This is a genomic window from Psychrobacter jeotgali, assembly GCF_904846315.1.
GTDB lineage: Bacteria > Pseudomonadota > Gammaproteobacteria > Pseudomonadales > Moraxellaceae > Psychrobacter > Psychrobacter jeotgali.
The window spans coordinates 1023079-1038574 of record NZ_CAJHAF010000001.1 but is presented as its reverse complement, the minus strand read 5'-3'; the positions used below and the strand labels follow the sequence as shown (position 1 = coordinate 1038574).

Below are 15496 nucleotides of genomic sequence, written 5' to 3'. Positions count from 1 at the left end.
GTTATGGAGTTGTTATGAACCCGATAAGTCAGTTTACCCCAGAAGAACCTATTTTATTTGAGCCTACCGACATGCTAGCGCCTGAGTATATTGAGCAGTCAGCGGATGAGCTGTATGCCCATATCTCACCGTTATATAGCGTTGATGAAGATCGCTTTTTGACTCAGTTATTACCTCTTGCCAAACCTAGTGATGAAGAGCGTGAAAATGCTAGTAACCAAACGCGCCAGCTGGTTGAGTATGTCCGCAGTGATGGCAAAGCAGTAAAAATGGTGGACTCGTTATTGTTAGAGTACAGCCTCGATACTCAAGAAGGTATTTTGCTAATGAGCTTAGCAGAGGCTTTGATTCGGGTACCCGATAGCTATACCGCTGATGCGCTTATTCGCGACAAAATGAGTGTGGCCGATTGGAAGAAGCATTTAAAAGATGATAATGGTTTTATAGTCAATGCCTCCACTTGGGGAATGATGATGACCGGTCGGGTGGTTAGTATTGACGAGCGTACTACCGCATCAAGCTTTTTGGATCGGATGACCAAAAAGATGGGCGAGCCGATGATACGCGGAGCGATGCAAAAAGCTATGCGCATCATGGGGCATCAATTTGTACTCGGCGAAACCATCGAGGAAGCTAATAAAAACAGTCAATCTTATCGTAATAAAGGCTATACCTATTCTTTTGATATGCTCGGTGAAGCTGCCATTACTCATAAAGATGCTGAAAAATACTTCAATGATTATCTGCATGCGATCAAATCGACGGCTAATATCAAAGTTAAAGACGGCATGCCTAAAGCGTCAGTCTCTATAAAATTATCAGCGCTACATCCTCGTTATGAGGCCACTCAAGAAGCTCAAGTGATGGGACTGCTGCGTCAGCGTTGTTTGCTGCTAATAGAGGCGGCACGTGAAGTCAATGTTGACGTTAGTATTGATGCTGAAGAAGCGGATCGCTTAGAGATATCCTTAAAGCTGTTTGAATCATTATACCGGGATACTTTGACCGCAGGCTGGGATGGTTTGGGTCTGGTGGTACAAGGTTATTCTAAACGTGCTATCGCTATCTTTGCTTGGCTGGCGCGCTTGGCTAAAGAGGTGGGCGACCGTATTCCACTTCGCCTAGTCAAGGGTGCGTATTGGGACTTTGAGATCAAACTGGCACAGCAAAAAGGGCTGTCAGGCTATCCGGTTTGGACCCGTAAAGAAGGTACGGATACCGCTTATTTAGCTTGTGCACGCTTCTTATTATCAGAGCATTTGCGCGGGCTAATTTGGCCACAGTTTGCTACTCATAATGCGCATACCTTAGCTTCGGTCATGACTATGAGTGCTCATAGAGATTTTGAGTTCCAGCGTTTGCACGGTATGGGCGATGCGCTCTATGATCATATCTTGCAGGCTTATAACATCCCGGTACGAATCTATGCTCCTGTAGGCGCGCATAAAGATTTATTGCCGTATTTAGTGCGCCGTTTGCTTGAAAATGGTGCCAATAGCTCATTTGTCCATCAGTTATTAGATAAGTCTTATCCCATTGAGCAGCTGACCGTACACCCTTATGACAAGCTGCTGGAAAATGAGACTTTGCATAATCCGCAGATTCCTTTGCCACTAGATATCTATGACGGACGCCGTGCCAGCTTTGGGCCGAATATCTTTGTTGAATCGCAGTGGCAACCATTCAAAGCCGCTATTGATAAGCAACTACAAAAAACATGGTCAGCAGCGCCCATTATTAATGGACAGACAGTTGAGGCCGCTTCTGAATCTAACAGTAGCCTTGAAAGTCATACGGTACGAGCCCCTTGGAATCATGACGTGGTGGCTGGCGAAGTAAAGTACGGTAATGCTGAAATAGCAGGTCAGGCCATCGATGCCGCCGTTGCTGGTCAAAAACAGTGGCAAGCCGTACCAACATCTAAGCGTGCTGATATTTTGCGCAAAATTGCTGATTTATATGAAGAAAATTATGCTGAGCTAATGGCTCTATGCCAAGTTGAAGCGGGCAAGACCATGCAGGACAGTATCGATGAGATCAAAGAGGCGGTAGATTTCTGCCGATTTTATGCGGATGAAGCCGAGCGCTTAGTTGATATCACCCATGAGTTTACCGATTTAGCGGGCATGCCTATACGTCAAGCTTATCAAGCACGGGGTACTTTTGTATGTATTAGCCCGTGGAACTTTCCGTTAGCTATTTATACCGGACAAATCGTTGCCGCGCTAGTCGCTGGAAACACCGTGATCGCCAAACCTGCCGAACAAACCAGCCTAATCGCTCATTTTGCCGTGCAATTGATGTATCAAGCCGGCGTGCCAGCGACGGCCTTGCAGTTTGTGACCGGTGCAGGCGAAGTCGGTGGGACGCTGACGGCAGCAGATAGTATAGCGGGTGTGGTCTTTACTGGCTCAACTCAAACGGCACAGCTTATCAATCAAAGCCTCAATAATCATGCGTTAAGCAGTGGCGAACTGCCAGTGCTGATTGCCGAAACTGGCGGTCAGAATGCTATGATTGTCGATTCAACCGCACTGCCTGAGCAGGTTATCAAGGATGCGGTTCTATCAGCGTTTGGCTCAGCTGGGCAACGCTGTTCGGCCTGTCGTATCTTATGCGTACAAGAAGAAGTTGCTGATGAGCTGATTGAGCTATTACAAGGCAATATGGCGGAGCTGGTAGTAGGCAATCCAACTTATGTAGCGACTGATGTAGGTCCGGTGATTGATGCTACTGCCAAAGAGGCGTTGGAGGCGCATATTGAGCGTATGCAATCTGAGTCCACTGCTAATATTCTGGCGCAGACCCCAATGAGTGCTAATTCATTGGTCAGCGAGGAGCAGTCTACCTTTGTATTGCCAACGGCGATTGAGGTGCGCAGTATCGATGTTATTGGTGGTGAGCACTTTGGTCCCATATTGCATGTACTGCGTTATAAATCCCGTGATTTGGATAAGCTTATTAATGCTATCAACGCCACTGGTTTTGGCTTAACTTTAGGTATTCATAGCCGTATTGAAAGTGTCGCCGATCATATCGAGCGCCGCGCTGTGGTAGGTAACACCTATGTTAATCGTAATCAGATTGGAGCCGTAGTAGGCGAGCAACCCTTCGGTGGCTGTGGTCTCTCTGGTACCGGACCTAAAGCTGGCGGGCCACACTACGTCGCCCGGCTTATGAAGCTGAGCACTACACCGCTTAGCACTGAAAATGATCAAACTTATTCTTCACCATCAACCGATATCGCATAAGGAGTAGCACTATGGCGACTGAATTCAAAAAAAATCATGCCCAAGTTTGTGAGTCCTGGCGACTACTTGGCGCCGTCAATCGTGCCGCTTATCTTGAAACAGCTATTGCAGAATTGGCACTGTTGACTGGTAATGCTAATAAAGCCAAACGGCTATTTAGTCACTTACTAAGCTTTGCGCCTAAGCTTGATGAAGTAGAGCGCATGACCGGTGCCACTGGTGAGTCTAATGACTTATATGTGACTGCACGTGGCAAAACTATGGTTATTGGTACAGAATCAGCTAAAGCGATGGCGGTACTTGGGCAGCTTATGGCCGCCTTATTAACAGGTAATGAAGTTATATTACATTGCCCAAGCCAAGATGAGATGAGCGCTGCAGCGGCAAAAATACTCTATAAGGTCGGTATTAGTGAAGATGTGTTGAGCGTCGCCAATGACTCGCAAACCATTACTTTGTTATATATCGATCGTCTAGCACAAGTGGCGGTAGCCGGTAGTGCCGCTGAAGTACAAAAAATCAGTCAAACGCTCGCTGATACAGATGGCATCTTGACTCAAGTTATCGCCGTAATTGATATGCAAGGGTTTACAGAAATGCTCACCGCAGATTATCTATATCGCTTTGTCACTGAGCGAGTCAAAACCATTAATACTACTGCTATCGGTGGTAATGCTAGCCTGCTGGAGCTGGGTACAGATTAAAGCGCTCATAATTGACTTGCAGTAGATTTTATTTGTGATAAAAGTTACTAAGCTAGTTAGCAGTTACTAAAAAGAGGCCTATCAATTTGATGGGCCTCTTTTTTTAAACCGTTAATTTCAATGGTAAATGCTCACAAGCGAATGCCTTCAAGACTAACGTTAAATGAGATTAATAATAGCCAAGCACTTTCCACCAAATCAAACCAGCGCCAATCCATATTACTAAGTTAACCACACTCATTACCGCGCCGATAGTCCACCATTCACGTAATGTTGTATAGCCTGAGTTGAAAATAACAGGCGCAGTACCTGTCGCATAATGGGTCAAGGTCATCATAATGTTACCGGCTGCGGCAAGGATTAAGGCGTATAGCATCGGCGGTGCACCAAGCGTTAAACCCACCGCATAAAAAGCAGCAAACATAGCGGTAATATGAGCGGTGGTACTGGCAAAGAAGTAATGCATGTATAAATAAACTAGGGTTAAGATGGTTACAGCACCAACCCAGCCCACGCCAGTCAGTCCAATCGCTGACTCTATATTAGAGGAGAACCAAGAGATAAGTCCTAACTGGTTTAGGTAGTTGGCCATCATTACCAATGCTCCAAACCAAATAATAGTATCCCATGCTGATTTTTCTTTTAGTACGTCTTGCCAGCTAAGCACGCCAGTAATGATTAGCAATGATAAGCCAATAAAGGCGGTAGTGGTCGCATTAACGGCTAACTGGTTGCCAAACAATAAAGCAGGTATATTTGCCCATAGTAATAGCATTAAAGCAAAAACTCCGAGCATAATTTTTTCGTGAGTACTGATCTTGCCTAGTTTTGCTAAATTTTCACGAGCGTATTGGTTGGCATCAGGAGTCTCTTTAATTTTAGGAGGATATACCAAATAAACCACCAGCGGCATAACTAGGATACATAGCATACCTGGCACAAACATTGCCAAAGCCCAAGTCGTCCAAGACAACTCAATATTGCCGCCTGTGGCTTTGTTTACTAAATCAACGACCAAAGGGTTTGGCGCTGTTGCGGTAATGAACATACCGGAGGTAATGGGGTTAGAATGGTAGTTGACCATCGCTAAATAGCGGCCAATTTTATTCTGCGTCCCTTGTTCAGGGGTTGAGTTAAAGCTTAAGGCAATTGAACGCATAATAGGGTGGATAATACCACCGCCTCGAGCAGTGTTAGAGGGGGTGATGGGCGCAATCATTAGCTCTGCTGCGGCAAGGGAATAGCCAATTCCTAAGGTCTTTTTGCCAAATATAGATATAAAATAATAAGCAATTCGAGAGCCAAGACCGGTTTTTATTAGTCCTCTCGATATCATAACTGAGATACCAATGAGCCAAATCAGAGGGCTTGCAAAGCTCGATAGCGCGTCGTTTATAGCTTCTCCAGGAGTATCTGCTGTTACCCCTGTCACAGCGACTAAGGTTACCGCAATGATAGCCAACGCCCCAAGTGGTAACGCTTTACCAATAATGGCGGCAATCGTGGCTACAAACAATGCCAATAGATGCCAAGCATCAGTAGATACCCCGTCTGGAACAGGGATGACAAACCAGATGATAAGCCCAATGGCTATAGCAATAGCTGAAGGTATGGGATTAAAAGGAAATTTATTTGATGATTCAGACATCAGGCCTCCTAGTATTATTAATACAGTGAGTAGCGTCAAAATTTTTAGATTTATAAAATAATAAAATTAAAACCCTACAAGTTATAAGCATTTAGGTAGAGGCATTATAACCTTTACTTTTGTTTTACTGTGTAAGATTGTTGACTTTTATCTTTTCTTTTTGACTTGCCTGTCTTGACTTTATTACAGGTGGATTTGCTTGGTTCTATTTGACCCCTGCCGTCAAATCCGTACAGTTAAACTTGGGAAATTTTAGTTACGCAGCTTGATGATAATAGTCAAACCACACCTGCCTTGGCGATTTATAGCCCAAGCTCTTTTGAATTCTCGTCTGGTTATAGTACAGCTCGTTATAACTGATAATGTCATTGATGGCGGCAAATCTGGTTTTATAATCTTTATGATATACCAGCTTATTCTTTAATACGCCCCAGAAGCTCTCTATCGGAGTGTTGAACCGTCCCGAGTATATCGGAAACTCAGCATTCGAGACCATCCCAAACTCTATATAATCAAGACTCACTAAACCGTAGATAACATAGTAAATATACTGCAAACCTAATTCTAATATTAAAGGTAAAAATTGAGCTTAGCCTTCGCTGAGCTCAATTTTCACCCTGCATTCAAATATCTCAATGTCTAGTAGCTTTTTATTTAGTAATAGCCGCTTGGCTGACACTGTTAAGCGCGTTTGACATATTATCGATAACGGTATCGCAGCCTTTAATGTTATGTCGATCTTTGAGATATTCAGGATTATTATAAGACAACCACACTTGCTGAGTGGCATCTTCACTGATCAGTATCTTTTGCGGCAGATCTATCGCTACGCTTGGCTCACAATTCATCAGTGGTGTACCCGCTTTTGGATTACCGAACATAATCACTTGCGTGGGTCTTAGCTCTAAATTCACGCCAGCGGCGTTGCTTTGATGATCCACTCGAGCAAATACTTTCATCCCTTTACTTTCAATTACTGACACCAGCTTATCAGCGGTATCTTTGACAGAATGGCTGCTTTGCATGGTGACCAGTCCTTTTTTGGCATTGATAGCGGGGATAGTTTGTTGAGCGGTGGCATTGCTGTCTGCTGTATTTAAAACATTGTTGACACTGGCGCACGAGGTTGCGAGCACGGCGAGAGCGGTGAGAGGGATAATTTTTCGCATAAAGAGGCCTTTATTGGTCGTTAAAAAGTTATTATTAAGAAGGTGTTATTAATAAACAGTTGTTACTGCTTATAAAGCCAAGATCTTTATTGTGTGTAATAAGCTTGGCTATTGCAACCTATGTTATTTTTGGTTGGATATTTAACCGAGTTTTTAACTGACTATACCTCACTTTATCTTAGAATAGGGTAAGCTATAGAATAAAGTATATTTGAGTAATCCTACCCCTTGCTGAAACTGGAGAGATGCGTTGCGCACTATCAGCTACAAATTGATGATCGTCCTCTTACTATTGGTATTGGTGGTTGGTTTTGCCGTGTTTCGTTGGTCACAAGGCCCACGGGTCTCCACTTATAGCGTATCTTCTATGCCGTTAGTGCAGACGGTGGTGGCGACGGGTCGAGTGATAACGACCTCCCGAACCCAGATAGGGAGTGAGGTGACAGGGGTGGTGCTTGAGCGCTTGGTAGAAGAAGGCGATAAAGTAGCAAAGGGAGATTTGCTGCTGGTGTTAAGCTCAGAAGACGTGGCTGCCCAAGTGCGTCAGGCACAGGCTGAGCTTAGCGAGCTGACCAGTAGCACACGTCCTCAAGCAGCAGTAGACTTGGCCAATGCTGAGGTAGCGCTGGCGCAGGCTCGCCGCGATGTAGAGCGTAGGCGTGAATTGGCGGCAATCGATGCCATCTCTGATGAGGAGATGGAGCAAGCGCTACAAGCAGAAGCGCAGGCGCGTAATAATGTTGAAAATGCGCGCTTACGAGCGACGGCCTTATCCTCTGGCGGAGTCGAGGAGGAGCTACTTCGCGAGCGTATTGCGGCGCTCCAAGCACAGCTAAATAAAGCGCAGGTACGTAGCGAGGTGAGCGGTACAGTTCTGACCCGCGATGTGGAGCCAGGCGACTTAGTGCAGCCGGGGCGCACTTTGTTTACTATTGCACAAGCGGGTAGCACCGAGATTCAAGTGCCCCTTGATGAGCGCAATTTATCTAAGCTGGCGCTGCAACAAGCAGCGGTAGTCATTGCCGACGCTTATCCTAACAGACCTTTTGCGGCGCGTATTAACTTTATTGCCCCCAGTATCAATGCGCAAAACGGTACGGTCGAGGTGAGATTAGCGGTTGATCCTGTGCCTGAATTTCTCCGTCAAGACATGACGGTGTCGGTAAACGTTGAAACCGATAGCCGCGAGCAAGCTTTAGTCATTCCTAACGATGCGTTTATTGAGGGTCAGGACGATCAAGCGCAAGTAATGCTGGTGCGTGATGGTAGGGTTCAGCGTCAGATCGTGACCTTAGGTCTGCGCGGGCTGACAGCTTCTGAGGTGGTGTCAGGATTAAATGCAGGCGATCAAGTCCTAACGGATGCGACATCTGACATAGAGGATGGTACTAAGGTGCGGGTAGAGACGCAAAGAACTTTTCTAATTGATAACGTTAATAATGTTAATAATGTTAATAATATTAATAATATTAATGAGATAAATGCCAATCCTCAGTCTAGCAACCAAACAACGATGAACTAAGCAGCGATGAATCAACCGACGGTAAATTAAATTGAAATCTTTTTTTGGCAAGCTTTGGATCGACTCAACCATCGCCATTAGTTTTTTGCGCGAAGGACGAGTACAGTCCCTGATGATTACCTTAGGGGTAGCGATAGGCGTCGCCGTTATCATATTTATTACCTCCCTCATTCAAGGCTTACAGGTCAATCTCATTGATAGCACGCTTGGCAGTCAGTCCCATATTCGTCTGGTGTCCCCAGATGAAGTCAACATCATAGCTAGAGCTGATGCCAGCACGCTGCAACTGGTGCAAGAGGACAAACGGCCCCAGCGCCTGCGCTCTATCAATAACTGGCAACAAATTACCGAAGCTTTAGATCAATTGCCACAATTGACAGCAGTCTCACCGATCGTGTCAGGTCCTGCCTTTGTTAGGCGCGGTGAGGCTATAGAATCAGTGGTGCTGATTGGTACTGAACTTGAGCGTTATCAAGAAATTGTACCCCTTGATGAATACATGAGTAGTGGCGAGCTTAGAATAGGGGCTAATAACGTCTTGATTGGTCGTGAGCTTGCCAAAAACTTGGGCGTAGCGGTTGGCAGTAAGCTGCGTCTTGACACTGGGCAAGAGAGTGATGCCAGCGCGATAGTCAATATCGCCGGTATCTTTGAGCTGGGAGTGCGTGAGCTTGATGAGCGCTACGTTTATTTAGATCTAAAACAAGCGCAGTCGCTACTTGCTCTGCCAGGCGGGGTTACGGTGATTGATTTAACCGTTGAGGATATCTTTGAGGCCGAGGACATCGCAGAGCAAGTAGGGCGCTTGACTTCCCTGCAAGCAGAAAGCTGGATTCAAACCAACGCACAGTTGATGAGCGGTCTTTCAGCGCAGAGCTTATCGACTAATATGATTATGGTTTTTGTGGCCATATCGGTCGCTTTTGGTATCGCCAGTGTATTGTCAGTCAGCGTGGTACAGCGCACACGCGAGATTGGAATTTTGCGCGCAACGGGTGCCACTCGCCAGCAAATTCTACGGATATTCTTAATCCAAGGGGCAGCATTTGGTTTGCTTGGGTCGATAATGGGTAGCGTTGTCAGTTATGTACTGGTATGGGGCTTTAATACTTTTGGGCCTAGTTTATTTACTATTGTCATTTCTATAGAACTTATTTTGACAACCATGCTCCTTGCGACAATCACTGGCATAATAGCGGCTGCTATACCGTCGCGTCGGGCGGCGCGGTTGGATCCTGTGGAGGCCATTCGCTATGTCTAACGATAGGTTTATAAACGCATCTAGCGGTTCTGATCAAAAGATAGTAGCCAAGCCGCCTCATGAGGTACTGCGCCTAGAAGCACTCAAAAAGTCTTACAATATCGGCCAGCCCAATGAGATTGAAGTGTTGCATGGTATTGATTTGTATATTGCTAATAATGACTTTGCCGCCTTAATCGGGCCATCAGGTTCTGGTAAAAGCACCTTATTAAATGTGCTGGGCTTACTAGACAAGCCTACTAGCGGCGAGCTTTATTTACTAGGGCAGCCTACCAGCGCTATGGATGATGCCGGACGCACCGCGCTACGTGGCAGTAGTATTGGTTTTGTTTTTCAATTTCATCACCTGATTCAAGCGTTTAGCGCTCTGGATAATATATTGATGCCCTTGATGTTGACCCGTGGTCGCCCGAGTAAAGCGGCAGTACAAAAGGCGCGGGATTTGCTTGCCGCTGTTGGGCTTGAGAAGTTTGCTAATACCAAACCAAACGAGCTCTCAGGGGGACAGCAGCAGCGCGTCGCGATCGCTAGAGCACTCATTACTGAACCTGCACTATTATTAGCTGATGAGCCCACGGGCAATCTTGATACCGTTACCGCAGGCGAGGTGTTTGAATTGTTTCGTAAGGTCAACCAAGAGCGTGATTGCGCGGTGCTATTGGTTACTCACGACCCACGTCTGTCCGTCTCTTGTGATCGTACCATCAACTTGGTAGATGGCTCTATTGAGAGTGACTCAATGAACGCCTAAATTTTATTCCACTAGCATCAGATGATGTGTTTACAGCGCTTGGTGAGAATTAGCATTTATCAAGGGATAGAAGTTTTATCGATTGAATTGGTTATGGCGGCGGGCGTGTTTACCAAAAAAACGCCACCCATTTAGGTCAGCGTTTTGTCATTTAATAATAAATCTCTCTAAAATGGCCCGCTAAGTCCGATAAATACGCTGGTTGATTCATCATCATCGCCGCTGAGATGGGTAAAGCCTAAATTGGCATCAAGCGCACCAAACTTCTTGGAGAATCCTAGGGTCATAGCTAACCTATCATCGTCGGTGGCTATGATAGGGGTCTCAAAAGAGATGTCTGGTAGCGTATTTAACCGTGCTGAAACAGCTTCGCGGTTGTCATCGAGTCGTTTTTGGTAATTTACATCAGCGAAGAGAGTCACAGCGCTTTCTAACTCATAATCTGCTTTGATACCCGCTTTGCCATAAGTGGTGGTGTATTTTTGTTCATCGAACTGCATAGCAATGCCGGATACCTGTTGTTCATTAAGCGCGTCTATCTTGACACGGTTAACCATCGCTCCAAGGTAAGGCATAATGCCAGTACCTTTTATTTGTATAGGATAGCCCGCTTGCAAGCTGGCATAATAGCGTTTGCCATCCGCCTCTGATTTAAATTCCTGTCTATAATCGCTCAAGGTGACCGCACGCGTGACATCAAAGTCCATAGAGTCATAACCGATAGCGCCATTGATGTTGATACCGCCCAGCTGCTCTAAGGTATTGGTGTGATAAACACCAAAGCCGATCTCATCAAGCTCTATATCGCTAAGACCGGTATTGACGTTAGGGGTATCGAACTGTTTTTGACTAATATTGGCATAAAGTCCAGTGACCGCAGAGGGGTTATTAGGATAAGCAAAATCAACGCCTAGCAGCGCCTGACTATCGCCATTACTCTCAAGCCCTGCAATGTCTTGATTTTGCACGCTACCTATTGCCCATAGCGTACGTGTAGGCTGCTTATCACTTATTTGAATTTGATCCATACGGTTTTGGAGGCGCTGATTGGTAGTCAAACCTGATAGAGTGGCGATATGCGGCAACAGTCCAATCTGACTGGGCGCCGTCACCACTGCAGTAGCATAATCGGCTATCATCTGGTGCGCGCGTCCGGTGGGATGAATGCCATCAGCAAAAAAGTAGCTATCATTGGCATCTGCGCTTACCAAATCATCACGTCCGCACAGCAAAGAGCTGGTCGTACCGCAGGCTCTATCAGTAATATTGGCAAAGCCATAAGCTTGCGGGGCAGCAGCGATTTGTTGCAACAAACTAAAGGTATCTAGCGGAATGATATTGGCACCAGTAGCCGTGACCCCGTCCAGCATAGCTTGATTATATTGATTGGTGATAAAGGTGCTTTGACCTTGAGCAGCTTTACCCTGCTCAATAGCTCTAGGAGTTAAGCCAATATCAGGGACGTTCGGCACCAAAATATAGTTGGCACCATTATTTTTAAGGGCGTTAATGCTTGCAATTTGACTGCCTACAGCGGATCCAATAATGCTTTGAAAGTTAGCAGGATCCTCGGCGGCGGCGCTCAAATCGTTAGCACCTGCCCAGACCACATATAATCCATTAGGATCTACTGTGTTATTGGATATATAGTCGTTAACTTGAGTATTTGCCGAAGCAATCGGGACACTGATCCCAAAGTCATTGTTAACCACGTCTTTACCAGCTCTAGCACCGCCAATGGCATAGTTATTACCCGTTTTCTCGCCATTAAAGGTGTTGGCAACCGCCACGCTGCCTAGCTGCGCAGCAAAAGAGGTCGCCCAAGTATTATCGGGATTGGTAGTAAATTGACCAGACTCTGCATTTTGTAACTGCCCTTGAGTAATGGAACTAAAGTAACCGCCATCAGTCAAACTATCACCAAAAAAAGTCACGCTATTATAATTACTGGCATGAGCCCAGCCTGTAGCGCACAGGGTGATTGCAAGCATGCTTTTGGTAAGGGTCTTAAGGGTTATGGATTGAGCGGCGGATTTTGCAGTATTACAGGACATATCGACTTCCTTGTGATGACTCATAAGGTGATGAGTGTTACGTTTAAGTGTATCTATTTTTCGAGATGCTAGCAATTGGTTTGGTGGTGAAAGATTGGGATCAATAGAGTGAATCACAAAAATCTACTTTCTGCTTAGTGAGGCCGGTAACCCCGATTTCTATATCTTTAATTATTAATTATAGTTATGTCTGATGCCAGCATACTTTTTAGAGTACCACCAAAAATTGAACTAACCCTTATAACTAGGATTAGTTCAATTTTAGTGAGCTTCTATAAAGCTCTGGTAAGAACTTCTAATCTTCTACACCGCCCAGCATGAGCAGCCAAAGGCACCAAAGAAGTCTTTAAAGTTAGACACAGGCGCTTTGGACTTCCAAGCTTTGGCATGGTTATGTCCGTGCAGCGTACAAGAGCTCGCACAGCCGCAAGCCATTGCCGCTTGATTCATGAGTGGCGATAATGAATTTTTGCCCGCGCCTTCAGGCTCGCCCCACGCACCATAACCGCCGTATTGGTTGACCGGTGACCAATCTGGCATTGCAGGCGGGATCGGCGTGTCATAATCGGAGAATTCGCCATCAGCATAAACCACTTTACCGCCGACTACCGTCATGTTTGAGGTCAAGAATGGAATCTCATTGTCAGCGACTGTAAAGAAGTCTTTACTTGGAACAATAAAGTCCGCTAAATGACCAACTTCGATACGACCGCGTTCGCCTTCTTGATTAGAGAACCAAGCGACTTTTTCCGTCCACATCCGTAGCGCGGTTTCGCGATCAACCAAATTGTTTTGATCGTAAAGCTTCATACCACCGACGGTTTTACCCGTAATAAGCCAAGCTAAAGATACCCACGGATTGTATGAGGCGACGCGGGTAGCATCGGTACCAGCTGAAACATTGACGCCGCTATCGAGCATTTGTTTGACCGGCGGCGTATTGGCAGCCGCAGCCGTGCCATAACGCTCAGCGAAATATTCACCTTGATACGCCATGCGGTGCTGTACGGCGATACCACCGCCCAGCTCAGCGATGCGATCGATATTACGCTGTGAAATGGTTTCAGCATGGTCAAAGAACCAGTTGAGATTATCAATAGGCATCTCTTTATGAACCTTTTCAAACACATTTAATGAGCGCTCAATGGTCTCATCATAAGTGGCATGCATGCGCCAAGGCCACTTATTCTGTACCAAGATACGGATAACTTCTTCTAGATCGCCTTCCATCTCAGGCGGCATCTCTGGGCGTGGTTGGCGGAAATCCTCAAAGTCAGCCGCGGAGAATACCAGCATCTCGCCAGCACCATTATGACGGAAGTAGTCATCGCCTTGCTTATAGTTGGTAGTCTGCGTCCAGCGTAAGAAGTCTTCTTTTTCCTCTTTTGGCTTTTGGGTAAATAAGTTATAAGCCATGCGTACGGTAAGCAAATTCTCATCATTGAGCTTTTGTACCACTTCATAATCATCAGGGAAATTCTGCGAGCCGCCACCGGCATCAATAATACCAGTGATACCTAAACGGTTGAGCTCGCGCATAAAGTGGCGGGTCGAATTGACTTGATAATCAAAGGGAAGTTTTGGCCCCTTGGCAAGAGTAGCATAGAGGATAGTAGCGTTAGGCTGAGCGATTAGCAAACCCGTTGGATTGCCATTAGCGTCACGAGTAATTTTACCTCCTGGTGGTTCAGGAGTATCTTTGGTGTAGCCTACTGTACGCAAAGCCGCTGCGTTCAATAGCGCCCGATCATACAAGTGCAAGATAAACACAGGAGTATCTGGGGAGATGGCATTGATCTCATCAATCGTCGGCAGACGTTTCTCAGCGAACTGCTGATCGGTAAAGCCGCCAACTACGCGCACCCACTGCGGAGAAGGAGTCTTATCGACTTGCGCTTTGAGCATCGACATCGCATCGGCTAAGGAGCGCACTCCATCCCAGCGCAGCTCCATATTGTAGTTAAGTCCACCACGAATGACGTGGGTGTGATTATCAAACAGACCAGGGATGACGCTACGGCCATTGAGATTGATGACTTTGGTATTACTACCTGCCAACGCGCGTACGTCTTGGTCATTACCAACCGCGATGAATCTGTCGTCTTTAATAGCGACCGCACTAGCGCTAGGCTTAGCCGGATCTAGGGTAGTCATGTTGCCGTTATAATAAATAATATCTGGGCTTGTCATTGTTATATCCTTTTCATTTATTGGCTTATAAAAAAAGCACCAATCGAGCTGTGAATAAAATATTCCAAACACTTGATTGATGCTTTGCTTAACAGAGATTTTAATTATATTCAGCGCTGAAAGCGGCTAAAACAATTAGATCTTTTTAAGTGCCGGATTAGGACCTATGCTACCTTTAGACATAGCACGGGCAGCGGCTTTGTGTACCATAGTATAAGCATAGTCAACACCCATGCCATAAGCGCCTGAGTGCTCTCTGACGATATCCATAACCGCATCATAAGTGTCTTTATTAGCCCAATCACGTTGCCACTCTAGTAGCACTTGCTGCCACGTTACTGGAATAACACCGGCTTGCATCATACGCTCCATTGCGTATTGATGAGCTTCTACTGAGGTACCGCCAGAAGCGTCAGCAACCATGTAGATCTCATAATCAGTATCCTGCAAGCAAGAGAGCGCAAAAGATAAGTTACAAACTTCCGTCCAAAGACCTGATACTACAATTTTTTTCCGACCCGTTTTAGCGTGCTCAGCTAGCGCGTCACGAACGTTTTGATCATCCCAAGAGTTCATAGAAGAACGCTCAAGCGTATCGTTATCAGGGAAAACACTTAACAGCTCAGGAAAAGTATTGCCAGAGAAGCTCGCAGTCTCGACAGCAGTAATAGTCGTCGGAATACCGAAAGTTTTGGCCGCTTTTGCCAGGCCAACCACGTTGTTTTTTAGACTTTGACGATCAATAGACTGTACGCCAAAAGCCATTTGCGGCTGCTGATCGATAAAGATGATTTGGCTGTTTTGCGGATTTAATAGTTCTAAAAGACCATTTGACATCAGGGTATTCCTTTTGGTTAGTTGAAGTGCAGTTGAGTTAAAACTTAATTTATAGTAATGGTTAAGCATATAAGGATAAATACTATTACGTACAAAGATAAATTCTTGT

The 15496-nt window shown here is 45.7% G+C and carries 10 protein-coding genes and 1 pseudogene; 5 read left to right on the top strand and 6 right to left on the bottom strand.

Annotation, left to right across the window (positions count from 1 at the left end; genetic code table 11):
- The first annotated feature begins 14 nt into the window (after positions 1-14).
- Together putA and JMX18_RS04200 are read left to right on the top strand one after the other, a co-directional pair.
- Entirely contained in the window at positions 15-3251 is a 3237-nt protein-coding gene (putA, locus tag JMX18_RS04205) for a bifunctional proline dehydrogenase/L-glutamate gamma-semialdehyde dehydrogenase PutA (protein ID WP_201584758.1), read from the top strand.
- An 11-nt stretch (positions 3252-3262) separates the two neighbouring features.
- A complete protein-coding gene (locus tag JMX18_RS04200; protein WP_201584756.1) occupies positions 3263-3955 on the top strand; it encodes an aldehyde dehydrogenase family protein in 693 nt (230 codons plus the stop codon).
- A gap of 169 nt (positions 3956-4124) precedes the next feature.
- Here the strand turns inward: JMX18_RS04200 and JMX18_RS04195 are convergent, their stop codons facing one another.
- The 3 genes and pseudogenes from JMX18_RS04195 to JMX18_RS04185 all read right to left on the bottom strand — a co-directional run bounded on the left by JMX18_RS04195 (position 4125) and on the right by JMX18_RS04185 (position 6772).
- Positions 4125-5603 (bottom strand): anion permease, encoded by a 1479-nt coding sequence (locus JMX18_RS04195; protein ID WP_201584754.1) that lies wholly within the window; start codon positions 5601-5603, stop codon positions 4125-4127.
- 256 nt (positions 5604-5859) lie between these two features.
- Positions 5860-6057 (bottom strand): annotated as a pseudogene (locus JMX18_RS04190) (IS3 family transposase); the annotation flags it as partial.
- Positions 6058-6253: 196 nt separating this feature from the next.
- Complete coding sequence (locus tag JMX18_RS04185) at positions 6254-6772, bottom strand: DUF302 domain-containing protein (protein ID WP_201584750.1); 519 nt, start codon at positions 6770-6772, stop codon at positions 6254-6256.
- Between the two features lie 250 nt (positions 6773-7022).
- Here JMX18_RS04185 and JMX18_RS04180 point away from each other — a divergent pair, with 250 nt between their 5' ends.
- From JMX18_RS04180 to JMX18_RS04170, 3 genes are read left to right on the top strand one after another with little or no spacing between them, the layout of a single operon-like run.
- Complete coding sequence (locus tag JMX18_RS04180) at positions 7023-8294, top strand: efflux RND transporter periplasmic adaptor subunit (RefSeq protein WP_201584748.1); 1272 nt, start codon at positions 7023-7025, stop codon at positions 8292-8294.
- A 31-nt stretch (positions 8295-8325) separates the two neighbouring features.
- Complete coding sequence (locus tag JMX18_RS04175) at positions 8326-9555, top strand: ABC transporter permease (RefSeq protein ID WP_227674551.1); 1230 nt, start codon at positions 8326-8328, stop codon at positions 9553-9555.
- Complete coding sequence (locus JMX18_RS04170) at positions 9548-10306, top strand: ABC transporter ATP-binding protein (protein WP_201584746.1); 759 nt, start codon at positions 9548-9550, stop codon at positions 10304-10306. The genes JMX18_RS04175 and JMX18_RS04170 overlap by 8 nt, the downstream gene beginning before the upstream one ends.
- Before the next feature lie 167 nt (positions 10307-10473).
- Here the strand turns inward: JMX18_RS04170 and JMX18_RS04165 are convergent, their stop codons facing one another.
- From JMX18_RS04165 to JMX18_RS04155, 3 genes are all read right to left on the bottom strand, one after another.
- Positions 10474-12360, bottom strand: a complete 1887-nt coding sequence (locus JMX18_RS04165; RefSeq protein ID WP_201584744.1) for an autotransporter domain-containing protein — start codon at positions 12358-12360, stop codon at positions 10474-10476.
- 303 nt (positions 12361-12663) lie between these two features.
- Positions 12664-14550 (bottom strand): amidohydrolase, encoded by a 1887-nt coding sequence (locus tag JMX18_RS04160; RefSeq protein WP_201584737.1) that lies wholly within the window; start codon positions 14548-14550, stop codon positions 12664-12666.
- 135 nt (positions 14551-14685) lie between these two features.
- The gene (locus tag JMX18_RS04155; protein WP_201584736.1) at positions 14686-15387 is read right to left on the bottom strand and encodes a hydrolase; all 702 of its coding nucleotides are present in this window, start codon (positions 15385-15387) and stop codon (positions 14686-14688) included.
- Positions 15388-15496 lie beyond the last annotated feature (109 nt).

Excerpts from the sequence above, each read along its gene's own strand:
- JMX18_RS04170 (WP_201584746.1), top strand. The coding sequence starts at position 9,548 with ATGTCTAACGATAGGTTTATAAACGCATCTAGCGGTTCTGATCAAAAG.
- JMX18_RS04155 (WP_201584736.1), bottom strand. The coding sequence starts at position 15,387 with ATGTCAAATGGTCTTTTAGAACTATTAAATCCGCAAAACAGCCAAATC.
- JMX18_RS04195 (WP_201584754.1), bottom strand. The coding sequence starts at position 5,603 with ATGTCTGAATCATCAAATAAATTTCCTTTTAATCCCATACCTTCAGCT.
- putA (WP_201584758.1), top strand. The coding sequence starts at position 15 with ATGAACCCGATAAGTCAGTTTACCCCAGAAGAACCTATTTTATTTGAG.
- JMX18_RS04185 (WP_201584750.1), bottom strand. The coding sequence starts at position 6,772 with ATGCGAAAAATTATCCCTCTCACCGCTCTCGCCGTGCTCGCAACCTCG.
- JMX18_RS04165 (WP_201584744.1), bottom strand. The coding sequence starts at position 12,360 with ATGTCCTGTAATACTGCAAAATCCGCCGCTCAATCCATAACCCTTAAG.
- JMX18_RS04160 (WP_201584737.1), bottom strand. The coding sequence starts at position 14,550 with ATGACAAGCCCAGATATTATTTATTATAACGGCAACATGACTACCCTA.
- JMX18_RS04200 (WP_201584756.1), top strand. The coding sequence starts at position 3,263 with ATGGCGACTGAATTCAAAAAAAATCATGCCCAAGTTTGTGAGTCCTGG.